Here is a 19223-nt window from a genome sequence, read left to right as displayed (position 1 = left end):
TCGGGACGGCCGTCGACCGCCGTCCCGGCCCGTCATCCGGCGGGGGCGCGGATGCGCGCTGACTAGGATCTCTCTGTGACCCTGCGCCTCCATGACTCCCGGACGCAGTCCCTGCGGGACTTCGTGCCGCTCTTCGACGGCAGGGTCGGCATCTACGTCTGCGGTCCCACGGTGCAGTCGGCGCCGCACATCGGCCACCTCCGGAGCGCTCTCGCCTACGACCAGCTGCGCCGCTGGCTCACGCACCGCGGGCTCGACGTGACGCTCGTGCGCAACGTCACGGACATCGACGACAAGGTCATCGACAACGCCCGCCGCGGCCAGGAGGCCGGGGGCACGGAGGAGTGGTGGGCGCTCGCCTACCGCGTCGAGCTCGAGTTCTCCCGCGCCTACTCGGCCCTCGGGATCCTCCCGCCCAGCTACGAGCCGCGCGCCACCGCGAGCATCGGCGAGATGCAGGAGATCATCCGGCGCCTCGTCGAACGCGGTCACGCGTACGCGGCCGACGATGCATCCGGCGACGTCTACTTCGACACCGCCTCCTGGCCCGAGTACGGCGAGCTCACGCGCCAGCGCGCCGCCGACATGGAGGCCGCCGCCGACGCGGATCCGCGCGCCAAGCGCGACGTGCGCGACTTCGCCCTCTGGAAGGGCGCGAAGTCCGGTGAGCCCGCGAGCGCGTCGTGGCCGTCTCCGTGGGGCGCCGGCCGGCCGGGCTGGCACATCGAGTGCTCCGCCATGTCCACGCGCTACCTCGGCGCCGAGTTCGACATCCACGGCGGCGGACTCGACCTCCGCTTCCCGCACCACGAGAACGAGCTCGCGCAGTCGCGGGCCGCGGGGGATCCGTTCGCCCGCTACTGGCTGCACAACGGCCTCGTCGCCGTCGCCGGCCAGAAGATGAGCAAGTCGCTCGGGAACTCGCTCTTCGCCGCCGACCTGCTCGCCTCCGCGCGGCCGGTGGTGGTCCGCTACTTCCTCGGATCCGCGCACTACCGCTCGACCCTCGAGTTCCACGACGGCGCGCTCGCCGAGGCCGAGGCCGCCCTCGACCGCATCGAGACCTTCCTCGACCGCAGCGCCCGCCGCCTCGCCGGCACGCGCTTCCAGGCCGCGCCCGCGTCGACGGACGGCTCGCCCGCCGCCGTGCCCGCCGAGTTCGCCGAGGCCATGGACGACGACCTCAGCGTCCCGCAGGCGCTCGCCGTGCTCCACGACGCCGTCCGCGCGGGCAACGCCGCCCTCGACGCCGGCGACCTCCAGGAGGCGGCGTCGCTGCGCGCGGACGTCTCCGCGATGGTGGCCGTGCTCGGGATCGACCCGCTGGCCGACGAGTGGCGCACCCCCTCCGATCAGCCCGCGCGCCGAGCGCTGCAGGCGCTGGTCGAGCACCGGATCGCCGAGCGACAGACCGCGCGGGAGGCCAGGGACTTCGCCCTCGCCGACCGCATCAGACAGGAGCTGGCCGAGGCCGGCATCACGATAGAGGACTCGCCTGGCGGGTCGCATTGGAGCATCGATGGCGAATAAGCCCAGCCGCTCAGGCGCGGTACGGAAGACCAAGAAGGGCCCGCTCAAGGGATCCGGAGGGCAGGGCAGGCAGGCCCTCGAGGGCAAGAAGCCCACGCCGAAGGCCGAGGACCGGCCGTACCACCCCGCCGGCAAGCGCAAGCTCGCGAAGGACCGGTACGAGGCGGCGTCCGCGGGCGCCAACCGCGGCCGCGAGGAGCGCGCCGAACGTTCTCCCGCACCCCGGTCCGCGGCGCCGCGCGCCCGCGCGACCGACCGGCCCGCAGGCGCGGACGCCCCGCGCGCCCGTCGCGCGAAGCAGCAGGACGAGTCCGAGGTCGTCACCGGCCGCAACTCGGTCGTCGAGGCGCTCCGGGCCAAGATCCCCGCGACCGCGCTCTACATCGCCTCGCGCATCGAGTACGACGACCGCGTCAAGGAGGTGCTGTCGCTCGCCACCGGGCGCGGGATCCCGGTGCTCGAGGTCATGCGCCCCGAGCTCGACCGCATCGCGGGCCACGACGCCGTCCACCAGGGCCTCGCGCTCAAGGTGCCGCCGTACGAGTACGCGGACGCGATCGAGCTGCTCGACAAGACCATCTCGCGCGGCCAGCTGCCGCTCCTGGTGGCGCTCGACGGGATCACCGACCCGCGCAACCTCGGGGCGATCATCCGCTCGGTCGCGGCGTTCGGCGGTCACGGCGTGATCGTGCCGCAGCGTCGCTCGGTCGGCCTCACCGCCAGCGCGTGGAAGACCTCGGCCGGTGCCGCGGCGCGCACGCCCGTCGCCATGGCGTCGAACCTCACCCAGACGCTCAAGGCGCTCAAGCAGCGCGGCGTCTTCGTCGTCGGCCTCGACGGCGGCGGCGACATGTCGCTGCACGAGTTCACGCTCGCCGACCGGCCGATCGTGGTCGTCGTGGGATCCGAGGGCAAGGGCCTCTCGCGCCTCGTCACCGAGACCTGCGACACCGTCGTCTCCATCCCGATCGGGGCCTCCACCGAGTCCCTCAACGCCGGCATCGCCGCGAGCGTCACGCTCTACGAGATCGGCAAGCTGCGCGCCGCGAAGCGGGAGTAGCGCACCGCACGCAGGAGGAGCCGGGACCCCAGGGTCCCGGCTCCTCCTGCGTGCACCCCGCGCGGGGGCGCTCAGACCTTCGTGCGCCAGTCCTCCGCGGCCTCGGCCTCGGTGATGGGCACGTCCGACTCGTCCTCGATCACGCCGATCGACTCGGTCGGCGGGTCGATGACCGTCGCCTCGTCGCGCCGGTGGCGGAGGATGTCCTGCACGTACGCGGTCACGGCCTCGGCGAGCGGGATGTCCCTGCTGAGCTTCTGCGACATGTACCAGCGGTGCTCGAGCAGCTGGTGGAAGACCTCGGCGGGCTCCAGCTTGCCGCGGAGGTCGCGGGGGATCGCCCGCACGACGGGCTCGAAGACGCGCGCGACCCACTCGTGCGCCACCATCTCCTCGTCGAGGTCCTGCTTGTCGAACGTCGCCGTGTACGAGTCGAGGTCGTTGAGGAGTCGACGCGCCTGGTTCTCCTGCGCGTCCACTCCCGTGAGGCGCAGCAGCCGTCGCTGGTGGTGCCCCGCGTCGACGACCTTGGGCTGGATGCGCACCTGCGAGCCCTCGGCGGTCGTGCGGATCGCGAGCTCCTCGATGTCGAAGCCGAGGTGGTTGAGGCGGTCGACGCGCTCGTTGATGCGCCAGCGCTCGGACGTGGGGAACTCCTCGCGACCCGTGAGCTCCTTCCAGAGCGTGCGGTACTGCGCGACGATGCGCGTGCTCGTCTCGAGCGGGTCGAGGCCCTCCTCGATGCGCCCGCCGGCCTCCAGGTCCATGAGCTCGCCGGCGATGTTGACCCGTGCGATCTCGAGGTCGTTCTCGCGCTGCCCGTTGGAGAGGCCGCCGTTGAAGAGCTTGCCGGTCTCCGCGTCCACCAGGTACGCGGCGAACGCTCCCGCGTCGCGGCGGAAGAGGGTGTTCGACAGGGAGACGTCCCCCCAGAAGAAGCCGATCATGTGGAGGCGCACGAGCAGGACGGCCAGGGCGTCCACCAGACGCGTCGCGGTGTCCGGTCGCAGCTGCTGCGAGAACAGCGCCCGGTAGGGGAGCGAGAACTTGAGGTGCCGGGTGACGAGCACCGACTTGAGCGGGTCGCCGTCCTCGTCGGTGCGGTTCGTGATCACCGCGACGGGTTCCACGCACGGGATCTCGAGCCGCTGCAGCGTCCGCAGCATGTCGTACTCGCCGCGCGCCATCTCGTCCGTCGTCTCCTTGATGGCGATGACGTAGCCGGACAGGTTCGCGAAGCGCACGAGGTGCCGGGAGATGCCCTTCGGGAGGGTCGCGATGGCCGAGGAGGGCCACTCGTCGAGCGGCAGCTGCCAGGGCAGGTCGAGGAGCGCGGGATCGACCGTCGCCGAGGTGATGTTCAGGGATCCGGCCATGGTGCGACCCTACCCGACCGCGGAAACGCCGCTGCCGCGGCCCCCGGTGCTCCCGGTGAGGGGAGCGCGGGGACCGCGGCAGCGGCGGTGGGAGGGCTCGATCAGCTCGCGGCGACCGGCGCGTTGAGGCGGAGGCCGCTCTCGGCGTCGAAGGCGTGGAGGTGACCCGGCTGCGGCGTGATGAAGACGGTGTCGCCGGCGTTCGGGTGCATGCGGCCGTCGACGCGCGCGACGAGGTCGGTGCGCTTGCCCTCGATGTCGGTGTGGCCGTAGAGGTAGCCGTCCGCGCCGAGCTCCTCGACGAGGTCCACTGTGACCGAGAGGCCCTGGCCCTGCGAGGTGCTGACGACGACGTCCTCGGGACGCACGCCGATGGTCACGGCGTTGCCGGTCGCGTTCGTGAGGACGTCGCGCTCGACGGGCACCACGGCGGAGCCGAACTGCACGCCGCCGTCGACGACGTTCGCGGTGAAGAGGTTCATCGCGGGCGAGCCGATGAATCCGGCGACGAAGACGTTCTGCGGCTTCTCGTACAGGTCGCGCGGGGTGCCGACCTGCTGCAGGACGCCGTCCTTGAGGACCGCGATGCGGTCGCCCATGGTGAGCGCCTCGGTCTGGTCGTGGGTGACGTACACCGTGGTGACGCCGAGGCGGCGCTGGAGCGACGCGATCTGCGTGCGGGTCTGGACGCGGAGCTTCGCGTCCAGGTTCGACAGCGGCTCGTCCATGAGGAACACCTGCGGCTGGCGCACGATCGCCCGGCCCATGGCGACGCGCTGGCGCTGGCCGCCGGAGAGCGCCTTGGGCTTGCGGCTGAGGTAGGGCTCGAGGTCGAGGAGCTTGGCTGCCTCGAGGACGCGGGTGGCGCGCTCGTCCTTGCCGACGCCCGCGATCTTGAGCGCGAAGCCCATGTTCTCGGCGACCGTCATGTGCGGGTACAGCGCGTAGTTCTGGAAGACCATCGCGATGTCGCGATCCTTCGGCGGGACGTCCGTGACGTTGCGGTCGCCGATGAAGATGTTGCCGTCGTTGACCTCCTCGAGGCCCGCGAGCATGCGGAGGGTGGTCGACTTGCCGCAGCCGGACGGGCCGACGAGGACGAGGAACTCGCCGTCGGCGACCTCCAGGTCGATCTGGTCGACCGCGGGGCGCGTCGAGCCCGGGTAGAGGCGCGTGGCCTTGTCGAAAGTTACAGATGCCATTTCGGTGTTCTCCTTCACGGGCAGGTACGTGCCCGACGATCCGTGGTGATGGATGTGATGCTCATGGCTCATCGCTGTGGGCGACGACGACCACCCGTTGAGTATTGCACGCGGGTGTGCGGTCGGGAAGCCCGGCACGATGCGGATCGGCGACTATTCCCCACCCGGGGACAGGGTGTCGCGGGCCTGTATCGTCTCCTGCGGCGATGCACCCGCGCCCGCCGCGTCATCGCTTTCCCAGACTGGCCGCCTAGAGTCCTGAGGTCGTCCGGGAGCCCGCCCGCGCCGAATCCCCATCCACTGAGCGAGGATCCATGAGCAGCACGCCGCCCGCGCACGAACCGCACGGCGGTCACCGACGACGCCGCGAGGCCGCGCGCGAGAAGGCGCGGCTCAACCGGATGAAGCAGCGCCGCCGGGATGTGTTCGGCCGCTACGCCATCCGCGGCGGCATCGCCGCGGCCCTGATCGCGGTCGTCGTGGTGGTGGGCCTCGTCGTCGTCCAGGGAGCACGGCCGGCGGGACCCGGCCCCCAGAACATGGCGAGCGACGGCATCCTCATCGGCAAGGACCTCGCCGCGGTCCCCACGCAGGCCCTCGACCCCGAGCAGGATCCGGTGCCCACCGAGTCCGAGGCCGCCGGCGTCGCCCACATCCGCGTCTACGTCGACTACCTCTGCACGGCGTGCAAGGAGTTCCAGGACACCAACGGCGCGCAGATGGAGGGCTGGCTCCAGTCGGGCGCGGCCACGGTGGAGATCCACCCCGTCGCGATCCTCACCAGCAAGTCGCAGGCCTACTCCCTTCGGGCGGCCAACGCGGCCGCGTGCGTCGCCGACGCGGCACCCGATGACTTCTGGGCCTTCAACTCCGCGCTCTTCGCGGAGCAGCCCGCCGAGCAGAGCACGGGCCTCAGCGACGATCGCATCGTCGAGCTCGCCGGGCAGGCGGGCGCCGGCTCGTCCGACATCGCGAAGTGCGTCTCCGACCAGCGGTTCCAGTCGTGGGTCAACGCCGCGACCGACCGCGTCCTGGACGGCGACATCCCCGACTCGAACGTCGACAAGGTCGTGGGCGCCCCGATCATCGTGGTGGGAGACCGCCAGTACACGGGCCAGCCGGACGACGCGAAGGCGTTCGCCGCCTTCGTGCTCCAGGCCGCCGGCCAGGACGCGACGACGACGCCCACCCCGACCCCTGCGCCGTCCGAGACGCCGACGACCGCCCCGTAGCGCGGCTCGTATGATGGATCGACGGCCCGCGAGGTCCGTCGGCCGGCCTGGCGCAATTGGTAGCGCACCGCACTTGTAATGCGGCGGTTACGGGTTCGAGTCCCGTGGCCGGCTCTCGATGCCGTTCGCTCAGTCGAGGACGGTGATCATCCGCTCGCCGTCGACGGTCGCACGCGGGCCCTTGTCGTCGTCGGCCACATCGCCGACGTAGAGCCAGCCGAGCAGGTCCTCGCCGTCGCGCAGGCCGTGCATGCGTCGCACCGGCTCGCTGCGCGTGAGGCTGCCGGTGCGCCAGAACACGCCCCACCCCTGCTCCTCGAGCAGCAGGGTGAGAGCGTGCGCGACACCCGCGGCGACCGCCTCCTGCTCCCAGTCCGGCGCCTTGCGGCTCGGGGTGCGGCTGGCGACGACGGCGATCAGGAGGCTCGCGCGATGCGTCTTCTTGCGGTGCTTGCCGGATCCGGGGTCGCCCGCCGCCTCGTCCATCGCGGCGCCGAGGCTGTCACGCGCGCCTCCGCGGATCTCGATGACACGCCACGGCCGCAGACCGCCGTGGTCGGCGAGCCGTGAGGCGGCCTCGACGAGCGGGACGAGATCCTCGTGCGTCGGGGACGCGGCGCCCACGGACGAGCGGGACCGCCGACCGCGGAGCGCCTCCAGGACGGGTCCGCCCTGCGAAGGGGTGCCGGGCCCGGACGGGTCGGGGGTGCCGCCCGCCCGATGCCGCGGCACGCCCATCACTCCGCGGTGCGGAACGACATGGAGACCGAGTTCATGCAGAACCGGTCGCCGGTGGGGGTCTGCGGCGCGTCGTCGAAGACGTGCCCGAGGTGCGATCCGCACCGGGCGCAGACGACCTCGACGCGCTTCATGCCGAGGCTCGTGTCCGTGTACAGCTTGACGGCGTCGCTCTCCTTCGGCGCGTAGAAGCTCGGCCACCCGCAGTGGGAGTCGAACTTGGTGTCGCTCGTGAAGAGCTCGGCGCCGCAGGCCTTGCACCCGTAGACGCCGGTGCGCTCCTCGTCCAGCAGCTCGCCGGTCCAGGGGCGCTCGGTGGCCTGCTGGCGCAGCACCGCGTACTCCTCCGGGGAGAGCTCCTGGCGCCACTCGTCGTCGGTCTTCTCGATCTCGTAGGCCATGTGCGGGTCCTTTCTCGCTGGTCGATCCTAGGGGCGGCGTCCCAGCGCGCCTCCATGGACAACCGCCGCGGGCCCCCGTCGATTCCTGCATGCGGGGGACGATCCGCTCCGGGATGCGAGCGGACGCGATGCGCTGCCGCGGTGCCCGTCGCGGTGCGTGGACACCCCGGCATGCTGCGCAAGGCGCTCAGCGAGGCGCACCTAGTATGTGGGGGATGTCGGGGAAGGAGCATGCCGTGGACCAGCGCGAGACAAGCTCCACGACCGCTCCGGCGGCCGGATCGCATCCGGTCGTCGAGCTCGACGCCCGCGCCCGCGCGGTCCTCGACTTCGAGCGGGACTGGACGCGTCACGCCGGGGCGAAGGAGGAGGCCATCCGCCAGGCCTTCGGCCTCTCGGCCACGCGCTACTACCAGCTGCTCGGATCCCTGCTCGAGACGCGCGAGGCCCTCGCCTACGACCCGCTCCTCGTCGGGCGCCTCCTGCGACTCCGTGAGACGCGCGCCGCCGCGCGCGCGGCACGCGCCCTGCCCACCGGTCTCCCGCACCGACCGACCGCGCGCTGACCCCGCGCCCCACCGAGGAGACACGAGACCCCCATGCCCTCCCACGCTCCCGACCGCTTCGACGAGGTCCCCGGCGACCTGAGCCGAGTGGGCGCCCATCGCGCGCCCCGTCCGCCTCACCACCGCTTCCGCGCCTTCGCGTGGGCGGCCCTCGCGACCGGCCTGCTCGTGGGCCTCGGCGTCGTCGGGCTCTTCGTCATCAACGACCGGGTCTCGTTCACCGACATCATCCCGAGCGGCGGCTCCTCCGAGGAGGCCGCGCCCACCGAGCAGCCGACCGCCGCTCCCACCGCCGTGCCCGGCATGGTCGTGACCGTCCTCAACGGCACGAGGACGTCGGGTCTCTCGGCCCGGGCCGCGACGGCGCTCGAGAAGGAGGGCTGGGCCATCGCGTCCCGCTTGAACGCCAGCTCCACCGACATCGCCACCACGACCGTCTACTACTACGACGACGCGGACGAAGGCGCCGCGCGCGGCCTCGTCGCGGCGCTGGGGGTGGGCGACGTGGCGCAGTCCGACCAGTTCCGACCGGCCGAGGGCACGGCCGCGGCCCAGGCGTCGAAGCTCACGGCAGTGCTCGGCGCCGACTACGCCGCCAAGGGCTGAACGCCTCCGTCTCGGCCCGCCGAGTCGTCCCCGTGGAGTAACCCGACGGGGCGTCGTCGGCTCTGTCTATCGTGCTGCCTGGTCGCACGCCCGCCGCGTCCAGGTGCTGCGCGCCGTACGTCCCGAGGGCGTGGCGCGGGGTCGATGCAGGGCTCCGCGGCCGACCCGGGGGTGGCGGCACCGTGCCCCCGACACCGCGCATTCGCACATGGAGAAGCACATGGCCAACGGCACCGTGAAGTGGTTCAATGGGGAGAAGGGGTTCGGGTTCATCACCGTGGACGCCGTCGAGGGCGGTCCTGCCCAGCAGGACGTCTTCGTCCACTACTCGGCGATCGAGATGTCCGGCTACAAGGTCCTCGAGGAGGGGCAGCGCGTCGCCTTCGAGATCGGCCAGGGCTCCAAGGGCCTGCAGGCGGAGAACGTCACGCTGGCCTAGGGAGCATCCCGCCACGACGCCGTCGCCCGTCCGGGCGGCGGCGTCGTCGCATCCCGACCGGCGTCCAGCCTGTGGGCGGCTCGCTTGCACTCCCGTAGGGCGAGTGCCAGAATCGTCCCTGGCACTCCCTCACGGGGAGTGCTAGACGACTGCCTTTTTCCTGACGTCCGGGAGGGACGAGAGATACACATGGCTAAGATCATCGCTTTTGACGAAGAAGCCCGCCGCGGCCTCGAGCGCGGCCTGAACATCCTGGCCGACGCGGTCCGCGTGACGCTCGGCCCGCGTGGCCGCAACGTCGTCCTCGAGAAGAAGTGGGGCGCCCCCACGATCACGAACGACGGCGTGTCCATCGCCAAGGAGATCGAGCTCGACGACCCGTTCGAGAAGATCGGCGCGGAGCTCGTCAAGGAGGTCGCCAAGAAGACCGACGACGTCGCCGGTGACGGCACGACCACCGCGACCGTCCTCGCGCAGGCGCTGGTCCGCGAGGGCCTCCGCAACGTCGCCGCGGGCGCCGACCCCATCAGCCTCAAGCGCGGCATCGAGAAGGCCGTCGCGGCCGTCACGGAGGAGCTCAAGGCCGCCGCGAAGGAGATCGAGACCAAGGAGGAGATCGCCGCCACCGCGTCCATCTCCGCCGGCGACTCCACCATCGGCGCCATCATCGCCGAGGCGATCGACAAGGTCGGCAAGGAGGGCGTCGTCACCGTCGAGGAGTCCAACACCTTCGGCACCGAGCTCGAGCTCACCGAGGGCATGCGCTTCGACAAGGGCTACCTGTCGCAGTACTTCGTCACGGACCCCGAGCGCCAGGAGGCCGTGTTCGAGGACGCGTACATCCTGATCGTCAACTCGAAGATCTCGAACATCAAGGACCTCCTGCCCATCGTCGACAAGGTCATCCAGTCGGGCAAGCAGCTCCTCATCATCGCCGAGGACGTCGACGGCGAGGCCCTGGCCACGCTCGTCGTGAACAAGATCCGCGGCATCTTCAAGTCGGTCGCCGTCAAGGCCCCCGGCTTCGGCGACCGTCGCAAGGCGCAGCTGCAGGACATCGCCATCCTCACCGGTGGCCAGGTCATCGCCGAGGAGGTCGGCCTCAAGCTCGAGAACGTCACCCTCGACCTGCTCGGCACGGCCCGCAAGGTCGTCATCACCAAGGACGAGACCACGATCGTCGAGGGCGGCGGAGACGCCACCGAGATCGCGGCCCGCGTGCAGCAGATCCGCAACGAGATCGGCAACACGGACAGCGACTACGACCGCGAGAAGCTCCAGGAGCGCCTCGCGAAGCTGGCCGGCGGCGTGGCCGTCATCAAGGCCGGCGCCGCGACCGAGGTGGAGCTCAAGGAGCGCAAGCACCGCATCGAGGACGCCGTCCGCAACGCGAAGGCCGCCGTCGAGGAGGGCATCGTCGCCGGTGGTGGCGTCGCCCTCATCCAGGCCGGCAAGCTCGCGTTCGAGAAGCTCCAGCTCGAGGGCGACGAGGCGACGGGCGCGAACATCGTCCGCGTCGCGGTCGACGCTCCGCTCAAGCAGATCGCCCTCAACGCGGGCCTCGAGCCCGGCGTCGTGGCCGAGCGCGTCCGCAACCTCCCTTCGGGTCACGGCCTCAACGCCGCCACGGGCGAGTACGTCGACATGCTCGCCGCGGGGATCAACGACCCGGTGAAGGTCACGCGCTCGGCTCTGCTGAACGCCGCGTCCATCGCCGGTCTGTTCCTCACGACCGAGGCGGTCGTCGCCGACAAGCCCGAGAAGAACCCGGCCCCGGCCGGCGACCCCACGGGTGGCATGGACTTCTAGTCCGACCGGGTGGGGCGGAGACGCCCCGCCCACCAGCACGATCAGCACGACGAAGCGGGCGGTCCCTCACGGGGCCGCCCGCTTCGTCGTGCGCGGATGCTCCTGCGGCGGTTGACGGCCGCCGCGTCGCGCTAGTGCGCGAACATGCGGGCGTTGCCCTCCTCCACCTCCGCGTACTGCCGGGCTGCGGAGCTCAGCGCCTGGTTGATGCTCGCCAGCGCCTCCTCGACGCGCTGCTGCGTGCCCTTCCACTCGGCGACCACGCCCTGGAAGGCCGTGGCCGCGCTGCCGGACCACGAGCCCTGCAGGTCGGCGAGCTGGCCGTGCAGGCCCGCCACCTCCGCCTGGATGCGGCCGATGCTGCCCTGGACCGCCGCGGTGGCCGACAGGACGGCCTCGCTGTCCACCTGATACCTCGTCATGCGTCTCCTCCTTCTCGTCATGGGACGGGCGGAGGCTACGCGGAGATCAGGACGCGGGGGCGGGCGGGGTGCTGGGCGTGGAGGCCGTCGAGCCCTCGGCGCTGGGGAGGAGGGGCAGGATCACGCGGAAGGTCGCGCCGCCGCCCTCGGTCTCGACCACGTCGACGCGGCCGCGGTGCGCGGCGACGATGGCGGACACGATGGCGAGGCCGAGCCCGCTGCCGCCGGTCTCCCGGGTGCGCGACGTGTCGGCACGCCAGAAGCGCTGGAAGATCTTCTCGCGGATCTGCGGGGGCACGCCGTCTCCGTGGTCGCGGACCTCGATGCGCGCCTCGCGTGCGGCCTCGTCGACGACGGTGGCGAGCTCGATCGGGCTGCCGGCGGGCGTGAAGCGCACCGCGTTGCCGATGAGGTTGGTCACCACCTGCCGGATCTTGTTCTCCTCCGCCTGGACCATGGCGAAGCCCTCGGCGGGGACGCGAGCGTCCTCGCCGAGGCGGGCCGGGGCGAGGGCGTCCGTCGCCGTCTCGCCGGGGCGGCGCGAGCGCCGGGAGCGGAAGCGCGACAGCGTGGCGCCGGCGAATGCGATGGGCCCGGTGGCGTCGGTGCCCGTCGTCGTCGCGGTGCCGCGCTGCGCGTCCGGGGACAGCTCCTGGGTCGGCTCGAGGCCGTCGGCGTCAAGGATCGGGCCGACGGGGTTGACGAGGACTGGCGGGAGCGCCGTGACGGTGCGCGTCTGGGAGGAGGCCATCGCGTCGAGGGCGGCGTCGCGCGCGATGGGGTAGAGGTCGACGGGTGCGAGCTGCAGCGGCTTCGTCTCGTCCAGCCGCGCGAGCTCCAGGAGGTCCTCGACCAGCCCGCCCATGCGGATGGCCTCCTTCTCGATGCGCTCCATGGCCTGCGACACGTCCTCGGGCGTCTGCAGGGCCCCCATCCGGTAGAGCTCGGCGTAGCCGCGCACCGATACCAGCGGAGTGCGGAGCTCGTGGCTGGCGTCGCCGACGAAGCGCCGCATCTGGTCGATGGTCTTGGCACGGTCGGCGAAGGCGCGGTCGATCCGGCTGAGCATCATGTTGAGGGAGCGGTTCAGGCGACCGACCTCGGTGTTCGGTGTCGCGCCGCCGAGGCGCTGGCTGAAGTCGCCGCCGGCGATGGCGGCCGCGGTGCGCTCGACCTCGCGCAGCGGGCCGAACGTGCTGGTCACCAGCATGCGCGTGACCGCGGCGCCGAGGACGACCACGGCGAGGCCGAAGCTCGCGAAGATGACGATGTACGTGGCGACGAGGTCGTCGACCTGCTCCAACGGGCGGGCGACGACGAGCGTCGAGTACTCCATGGCGTCCGGAGAGGCGTTCTGCGACACCCGGACGATGCCGTGCCACGCCTTCTTGCCGGAGTTGTCCGAGAAGACGACGATCTCGTTGTTGATCTGCGAGGCGCGCGCCAGGTCGAGGCCGAAGACGCGGGGGTGCTCGGCGGAGTCGCCCGTCCAGTTGTCGGCGAGCACGTCGCCCTGGGCGTCGAGGAGCACCACGAACCAGGCCGGATCGGCGGTGGCGACGTCGTCCTGCGTGAACGTGTCCGGCATCGTGGCGTCCGTGTTGAGGACCTTCGGGAGCTGCGTGATGGTGACCCGGAGCTGCGCGTCGAGCTGGCTCACCATCTGCTGCCGCAGCAGGTACATGGTGCCGGCGCCGGATACGAGGAGGCCGAGCAGGAGCAGGAGCACCGTGACGCTCGTGATCTTGGTGCGCAGGGAGACGTTGTTCCACTTCTCCGACACGTAGTCGTGCACTGGCCGCACCTCGTGTTCCCGTCTCGCTGACCTGGGTCGAGGATATGCGACCCAGCATGTGCGAACGGCCGGGCGCCCAGGGGCGTCCGGCCGTTCAGGTGGAGCGGGTCCTCGTGCGGGACCGGAGGATCAGGACTTGGCGGCCTTGAGCATGTAGCCGAACCCGCGCTTGGTCTGGATGACCGGCTCCGAGGAGTGCTGGTCGAGCTTGCGGCGCAGGTAGGAGATGTACGACTCGACGATGCCCGCGTCGCCGTTGAAGTCGTACTCCCACACGTGGTCGAGGATCTGCGCCTTCGACAGCACGCGGTTGGGGTTGAGCATGAGGTAGCGCAGCAGCTTGAACTCGGTGGGGCTCAGCTCGATGGGCTCCTCTCCCACGAGGACCTCGTGCGTGTCCTGGTCCATGGTGAGCTCGCCCGCGCGGATGATGGCGTCCTCGTCGGCGTGCATCGTGCGGCGCAGGATCGCCTTGATGCGCGCGACGATCTCGTCGAGGCTGAACGGCTTGGTGACGTAGTCGTCGCCGCCGACGGTGAGGCCCGTGATCTTGTCCTCGGTGTCGTCCTTCGCCGTGAGGAAGAGAATGGGCGCCGTGTACCCGGCCGCCCGAAGGCGCTTGGTGACGCCGAAGCCGTTCATGTCCGGCAGCATCACGTCGAGGATGATGAGGTCGGGCTCCTCCTCGAGGACGGCCGAGATGGCCTGGGCGCCGTTGCCGACGGCGCGGACCGCGAACCCGGCGAACCGGAGGCTCGTGGTCAGCAGGTCGCGGATGTTGGGTTCGTCATCGACGATAAGGATCTTCGGGCCATCGCTCATGGGTTGAAGTATCTGCGCGCTCGCTGGGAGTCGCCTGGACGCGCAGGGCGAGCGGTCGCGGCGGATGCGCGCCGGAGATCAGGCCGCGATGCCGGCGGCGTCGAGGATCGTGTAGCTGTAGCCCTGCTCGGCCAGGAAGCGCTGGCGGTTCTGGGCGAAGTCCTGGTCGACGGTGTCGCGGGAGACGAGCGTGTAGAAGCTCGCGGACAGGCCGGACGCCTCGGGGCGGAGCAGGCGACCGAGGCGCTGCGCCTCCTCCTGGCGGGAGCCGAACGAGCCGGACACCTGGATCGCGACCGTGGCGTCGGGCAGGTCCACCGAGAAGTTGGCGACCTTGCTCACGACGAGGACCCGCTCCGTGCCGTCGCGGAACGCCTGGTAGAGCCGCTCGCGCTCGGCGACGGGCGTCGCGCCCGTGAGCTTCGGGGCGCCGAGCGCCTCCGCGAGCTCGTCGATCTGCTCAAGGTACTGCCCGATGACGAGGATGCTCTCGCCGCGGTGCCGCTCGACCAGGGCGCGCGTCACCTCGAGCTTGGCCGGCGCGGTGGCGGCGAGCCGGTAGCGCTCGTCGTCCGCGGCCGCGGCGTAGACGAGGCGCTCGTCGTCGGGGAGGTCGATGCGCACCTCGAAGCACTCGGCGGGGGAGATGAAGCCCTGGGCCTCGATCTCCTTCCAGGGCGCGTCGAACCGCTTCGGGCCGATGAGGCTGAACACGTCGCCCTCGCGACCGTCCTCGCGCACGAGCGTGGCCGTGAGGCCGAGGCGGCGGCGGGCCTGGAGGTCCGCGGTCAGCTTGAAGACGGGAGCGGGCAGGAGGTGCACCTCGTCGTAGACCACGAGGCCCCAGTCGAGCGCGTCGAGGAGCGCGAGGTGGGCGTACTCGCCCTTCCTCTTGGCGGTGAGGATCTGGTACGTCGCGATGGTCACGGGCTTGACCTCGCGGGCCTGGCCCGAGTACTCGCCGATCTCGTCCTCGGTGAGCGTGGTGCGCTTGAGCAGCTCCGAGCGCCACTGGCGGGCCGACACGGTGTTCGTGACGAGGATCAGCGTGGTGGTCTTGGCGCGGGCCATGGCGGCGGCTCCCACGAGCGTCTTGCCGGCGCCGCAGGGGAGGACGACCACGCCGGATCCGCCGTCGAGGAAGTGGTCGACCGCGTCGGTCTGGTAGCCGCGGAGCGTCCAGCCGTCCTCCACGAGCGCCATGTCGTGGGGCGTGCCGGGCGTGTACCCGGCGAGGTCCTCGGCGGGCCAGCCGATCTTCACGAGCTCCTGCTTGAGCTGCCCGCGCGCCCACGCCTGCACGCGGTAGGTGGTCGCGTCCACGCGCTCCGTGAGCAGCGGCGCGATGCGGCGGGAGCTCGCGACCTCCGAGAGGACGGCGGACTCCGTGCTCGAGATCTGCAGCTCCCCGTCCGAGTCGCGCCCGATGACGAGGCGGCCGTAGCGTCCGACCGTGTCGGTGACGTCGACCGTGACCGACTGCGGCACGGGGAACCGGGAGTAGCGCTCGAGGGTGGCGAGCATGTCCTCGGCCGTGTGGCCGGCGGCGCGGGCGTTCCAGAGGCCGAGCCGGGTGATCCGGTACGTGTGGATGTGCTCGGGCGCGCGCTCCAGCTCGGCGAACACGGCGAGGTCGTGGCGCGCGTCCTCGGCGTCGGCGTGGGCCACCTCGAGGAGGACGGTGCGGTCGCTCTGGACGATGAGGGGGCCGTCGGGCATGCCCGCCAGCCTAGGCGCGCTCATGCGCTCGCCGGCGCGGGGGAGATCTCCACGACGCTCGACAGGGGCAGGGTGCGCTCGACGTCGGCGATGCGGTCGCGGGCGCGAAGCCGCCCGCCGGCCACGCTGGAGGGCTCGAGCACGTGGTCCACCTCGCGGCCGTCCGGCATGCGCACGCGGACGCGGAGGGCGGCCCTCGCGCGGATCGCCACCTCGAGCTGGCGCGTCGTCCATGCGACACCGTCGTCGGGGCCGTCGGCCGCGCGGACACGGGACACCAGGGCGTCCGCGGCGTCGGGCTCGGGATCCGCGGCGGTCGCGGACGCGGGGGCGGTCCGCGGGGCTGGTGCGATCCGGTGCCCTGCCGCGTCCTCGCGGACGGGGGCGAGCCGGGCGGCCGCGAGCGCGCGCTCCACGGCATCGGGCGATGCGGCGGACGTGAGCACCGCGTCGCCCGCGCGCACGAGCCGCAGCTGCGCGAGGTCGCGGTCGACGAGGAGGGTGGCGAGCAGCGGCCCGTCGTCGGAGACGATCGCCGACCGGGCATCCGGGACCGCGTCGGAGGGCGACGCCGGGCGGACGCGGAGGCGGCCGAAGCGCGCGGCGGCCTCGTCGATGAGGTAGTCGAGGGGCTGGGGGACGCCGGTCAGCGAGATCTCCGCCAGGAGGGCGCGGATGGCGTCGGCCGTCGCGCCGGACGCGAGGGCGCGCGTGACGGATGCGGTGGAGATCCGGTAGGTCGCGGCCAGCCCCCGCCCCTCGGCGTCGGCGACCTCGAGCAGGCGCGACTCGACCGCGGGATCGAGCGGGCCGGGGGAGACGACGGTGAGGTCGTGCTGCAGGTAGACCCGATCGACCTCGGCGGGCAGGTGCGGCGCGAGCGCGGCGGCCGCGGCCCCAGGCCCCGTTGTGAGGAGCGCGCGGCCCGCGGAGCTCGGGACGTCACCCGTCGAGATGCCGAGGAGCCCGGCGTCGCGCGTGAAGGCGGTGATGCGCTCGCCGATCCAGGCGGATCCGCCGGGGAAGCGCCAGAGGACGCTGTCGACGAGCCCAGCTCCCCACGACGCCTCGGCGCGCTCCGCGAGGATGCCGCGGGTGGCGGGCGACAGCGCCTCCAGCCAGGCCGCGGCGAGTGCCTCCCACCTCTCAGCGGTCGGCCGGGCGGACCAGGCGGCGGATGCCGTCGTCGTGGACCAGGCGCGATCCGACCTTCCGACGAGCGTCGCGCGGTCGGCGAGGGACAGGTAGGCGGGGACGTCGTCGAGGTCGGCACCGAGCGCGGCGGCCAGCCGGCGCGCGTCGGGAAGGGACATGCCGCCTCGGCTCAGCTCGCGCGCGGGCTCGCGGGTCAGCTCGTCCACGAGGGCGGCGACGGCGACCACCGACCGGAACGCGCTCTCGCCCGCACGTCGGTCGACCTCGTCGGGATCGACGCGGGGTACGGCCGCGAGCGGGGCGGGCGGTGCGAGGCGGGCCAGCTCGTCCGTCCCCGGGAGACCGTCGGCGGGCCAGGCGGCGAGGGCGGCCGCCACCTCCGGATGCGTCGTGAGACCCGCGTCGTCGACGCCGGCCAGGAGCGTGTCCGCGGCCCGGCGTGCGGCGGCCGTCAGCTCCGCCGGGTCCAGCCGGTCCTCGCCCGAGCGGCGAGCTAGCGAGTCGCGGACGGCGTCGAGGGAGACAGGCCCGGCGGTCGCCCCGTCCTCGGCGGCGACCGCGAGGACGGCCAGCGCCGTGCGGTCGAGCTGCTCCAGGGACCGCGCGACGGCGTCCGGGGCGAGCAGGGCGTCGGCGACGTCGAACAGGTCGGCGATGCGCGCGGCGTCGACGTGGCGGTCACGGACCAGGGCGGCGAGCGCGGCGTCGTCGAGCGCGCGCAGGCGGGCCGCGAGCACGAGGGCGTCGGTCATGGTCGTCCCGTCAGCGGGACGTGCCGTCCATGCGACGACGGCGACGGACGCTGATGATCAGGATCGCGATGAAGAGGAGGGCGGCGATGGGGATCCCCACGGCCGGCAGCAGCAGGATGACCTGCCACATGGGGGTGCTGTACTGCGACGCGTCGACGGCGATGAGCGGCGCCAGCAGGATCGCGAGGATGCTCAGCACCGCGACCAGCAGGATCCCGGCGAGCATGTACGCGAGGATGCGCTCGGCCCGTCCCTCGCTCGGTGCGGTGTCGGATGCCATCCCGTCAGACTACGCCGTGACACGCACCCGGGCGCGTCGGATCCGAGCCGGGCGGCGGGCCGGGCGTCCCCGCCGCCGGGTCCGCCGCCGGGTCCGTCGGCGCCCCGGCGAATAGACTGGACCGCCCACAAGCACATCGAGCCCCGCCCGGGGCGAGGGAAGAGGATCGCATGCCCACCGGCAAGGTGAAGTTCTACGACGAGGACAAGGGGTTCGGGTTCATCAGCTCGGACGACGGCCAGGAGGTCTTCCTGCACGCGTCGGCCCTGCCCTCGGGCGTCGCCGGCGTGAAGGCCGGCACCCGGCTGGAGTTCGGCATCGCGGACGGCAAGCGCGGCGCGCAGGCCCTCTCGGCGCGGATCCTCGACGCCCCGCCCTCGCTGGCCCGCATGTCCCGCAAGCCCGCCGATGACATGGCCGTCATCGTGGAGGACCTCGTGAAGGTGCTCGACGGGATCGGCACCGGTCTCAAGCGCGGCCGCTACCCCGAGGAGTCCCACGGCCGGAAGATCGCGGCGTTGCTGCGCCGGGTCGCGGAGGAGCTCGATGCCTGAGCCGCGGGACGACGAGACGACGACCGCCGCGTCGAGGGCGACCGACGAGACGGCCGACACGACGGCACCGGGCGCGGTCGACGAGACCACAGGCGACCTGACCGCCGCCGACGCGCCCACCGCGGAGTCCCCCGCGACGGAAGCGGAGGCGCCCGCGGAGCCGGCCGTGCCCGACGCCGAGCTGCTGGCGGCCGTCGACCTCGCGCGCGCTGGCCTGCTCGAGATCACGCCGGCCGAGACCGTCGGCGAGCCGGCCGGATCGATCGTCGAGGGCGACCGCGTGCTGTCGCTCCTGTTCGCGAACACGATGCCCGGCTACCCCGGTTGGTTCTGGACCGTCACGCTCGCCCGGGTCGACGACGCGGCCCCCACCGTGCTGGAGGCCGAGCTGATGCCCGGGGAGGGCGCGCTGCTCTCGCCCGAGTGGCTCCCGTGGTCCGACCGGCTCGCCGGCATCGAGGCCGACCAGGAGGCCGAGCGCCTCGCGGCGGAGTCCGACGACGAGGACCAGGACGAGGACGACGACCCCGCGGAGGACGCGGAGGACGCGGAGGACGCGGACGACGTGCTCGACGGCGTCGACTTCGAGGCCCCTGCCTCGGACGACGACGACGACGACCATGACGACGACGACGACGACGATGACGATGACGATGACGACGACGACGACGACACGAGCTTCGACGGCGCCGATCGCTGACCCGCGTCCCGCATGACGACGGCGGCGACCCCCGAGGGGGCCGCCGCCGTCGTCATGTCCGGGAG

General features: G+C 72.2%; 19 protein-coding genes and 1 tRNA gene. 10 read left to right on the top strand and 10 right to left on the bottom strand.

Annotation, left to right across the window (positions count from 1 at the left end; genetic code table 11):
- Window positions 1-75: 75 nt before the first annotated feature.
- Window positions 76-1530, top strand: a complete 1455-nt coding sequence (gene cysS, locus FGD68_RS14730; RefSeq protein WP_119372293.1) for a cysteine--tRNA ligase — start codon at window positions 76-78, stop codon at window positions 1528-1530.
- The gene (gene rlmB / locus FGD68_RS14725; protein ID WP_104235123.1) at window positions 1520-2590 is read left to right on the top strand and encodes a 23S rRNA (guanosine(2251)-2'-O)-methyltransferase RlmB; all 1071 of its coding nucleotides are present in this window, start codon (window positions 1520-1522) and stop codon (window positions 2588-2590) included. The genes cysS and rlmB overlap by 11 nt, the downstream gene beginning before the upstream one ends.
- Window positions 2591-2661: 71 nt before the next feature.
- Here the strand turns inward: rlmB and FGD68_RS14720 are convergent, their stop codons facing one another.
- The gene (locus FGD68_RS14720) at window positions 2662-3966 is read right to left on the bottom strand and encodes a DUF4032 domain-containing protein (RefSeq protein ID WP_104235122.1); all 1305 of its coding nucleotides are present in this window, start codon (window positions 3964-3966) and stop codon (window positions 2662-2664) included.
- Between the two features lie 101 nt (window positions 3967-4067).
- Window positions 4068-5168, bottom strand: a complete 1101-nt coding sequence (locus FGD68_RS14715) for an ABC transporter ATP-binding protein (protein ID WP_104235121.1) — start codon at window positions 5166-5168, stop codon at window positions 4068-4070.
- Between the two features lie 314 nt (window positions 5169-5482).
- Between FGD68_RS14715 and FGD68_RS14710 the strand changes: the two genes are divergently transcribed.
- Entirely contained in the window at window positions 5483-6400 is a 918-nt protein-coding gene (locus FGD68_RS14710; RefSeq protein ID WP_104235120.1) for a DsbA family protein, read from the top strand.
- 41 nt (window positions 6401-6441) lie between these two features.
- Window positions 6442-6514 (top strand) — tRNA-Thr (locus FGD68_RS14705).
- Window positions 6515-6529: 15 nt separating this feature from the next.
- On the opposite strand, the gene FGD68_RS14700 is transcribed toward FGD68_RS14705, so the two are convergent.
- Window positions 6530-7132, bottom strand: a complete 603-nt coding sequence (locus tag FGD68_RS14700) for a nitroreductase family protein (protein ID WP_119372297.1) — start codon at window positions 7130-7132, stop codon at window positions 6530-6532.
- 5 nt (window positions 7133-7137) lie between these two features.
- Window positions 7138-7539 carry a peptide-methionine (R)-S-oxide reductase MsrB gene (gene msrB, locus FGD68_RS14695; protein WP_012039170.1) on the bottom strand — a complete coding sequence of 134 codons (402 nt, stop codon included), beginning with the start codon at window positions 7537-7539 and terminating at the stop codon, window positions 7138-7140.
- Window positions 7540-7775: 236 nt separating this feature from the next.
- On the opposite strand from msrB, the gene FGD68_RS14690 reads away from it, so the two are divergent.
- The 4 genes from FGD68_RS14690 (at window position 7776) to groL (ending at window position 10959) form a co-directional block, all read left to right on the top strand.
- On the top strand, window positions 7776-8105 hold the full coding sequence (locus FGD68_RS14690; RefSeq protein WP_104235119.1) for a DUF3263 domain-containing protein: 330 nt from the start codon (window positions 7776-7778) through the stop codon (window positions 8103-8105).
- Window positions 8106-8138: 33 nt separating this feature from the next.
- A complete protein-coding gene (locus FGD68_RS14685; RefSeq protein ID WP_119372294.1) occupies window positions 8139-8711 on the top strand; it encodes a LytR C-terminal domain-containing protein in 573 nt (190 codons plus the stop codon).
- Window positions 8712-8931: 220 nt separating this feature from the next.
- Entirely contained in the window at window positions 8932-9150 is a 219-nt protein-coding gene (locus FGD68_RS14680; RefSeq protein WP_012039167.1) for a cold-shock protein, read from the top strand.
- Between the two features lie 189 nt (window positions 9151-9339).
- Window positions 9340-10959, top strand: a complete 1620-nt coding sequence (gene groL / locus FGD68_RS14675) for a chaperonin GroEL (protein WP_012039166.1) — start codon at window positions 9340-9342, stop codon at window positions 10957-10959.
- 131 nt (window positions 10960-11090) lie between these two features.
- Here the strand turns inward: groL and FGD68_RS14670 are convergent, their stop codons facing one another.
- From FGD68_RS14670 to FGD68_RS14645, 6 genes are all read right to left on the bottom strand, one after another.
- Complete coding sequence (locus FGD68_RS14670; protein ID WP_015491075.1) at window positions 11091-11381, bottom strand: WXG100 family type VII secretion target; 291 nt, start codon at window positions 11379-11381, stop codon at window positions 11091-11093.
- Window positions 11382-11427: 46 nt separating this feature from the next.
- On the bottom strand, window positions 11428-13185 hold the full coding sequence (locus FGD68_RS14665; protein ID WP_119372295.1) for a sensor histidine kinase: 1758 nt from the start codon (window positions 13183-13185) through the stop codon (window positions 11428-11430).
- A gap of 120 nt (window positions 13186-13305) precedes the next feature.
- Entirely contained in the window at window positions 13306-13998 is a 693-nt protein-coding gene (locus tag FGD68_RS14660; protein WP_012039163.1) for a response regulator transcription factor, read from the bottom strand.
- A 78-nt stretch (window positions 13999-14076) separates the two neighbouring features.
- Entirely contained in the window at window positions 14077-15717 is a 1641-nt protein-coding gene (locus tag FGD68_RS14655) for a DNA repair helicase XPB (RefSeq protein WP_119372296.1), read from the bottom strand.
- Between the two features lie 20 nt (window positions 15718-15737).
- Entirely contained in the window at window positions 15738-17624 is a 1887-nt protein-coding gene (locus FGD68_RS14650; protein WP_237609612.1) for a helicase-associated domain-containing protein, read from the bottom strand.
- A gap of 10 nt (window positions 17625-17634) precedes the next feature.
- Window positions 17635-17904, bottom strand: coding sequence for a hypothetical protein (locus FGD68_RS14645; RefSeq protein WP_104235114.1), 270 nt, complete (start codon window positions 17902-17904; stop codon window positions 17635-17637).
- 170 nt (window positions 17905-18074) lie between these two features.
- On the opposite strand from FGD68_RS14645, the gene FGD68_RS14640 reads away from it, so the two are divergent.
- Entirely contained in the window at window positions 18075-18458 is a 384-nt protein-coding gene (locus FGD68_RS14640; protein ID WP_079534890.1) for a cold-shock protein, read from the top strand.
- On the top strand, window positions 18451-19158 hold the full coding sequence (locus FGD68_RS14635; protein WP_237609611.1) for a DUF3027 domain-containing protein: 708 nt from the start codon (window positions 18451-18453) through the stop codon (window positions 19156-19158). Before FGD68_RS14640 ends, FGD68_RS14635 begins: the two co-directional genes overlap by 8 nt.
- Window positions 19159-19223 lie beyond the last annotated feature (65 nt).

Origin of the sequence: Clavibacter californiensis (genome assembly GCF_021952865.1) — a bacterium.
Classification (GTDB): Bacteria; Actinomycetota; Actinomycetes; order Actinomycetales; family Microbacteriaceae; genus Clavibacter; species Clavibacter californiensis.
Note: the sequence above shows the minus strand (reverse complement) of the source record. Positions and strands in the feature narration are given on the sequence as shown.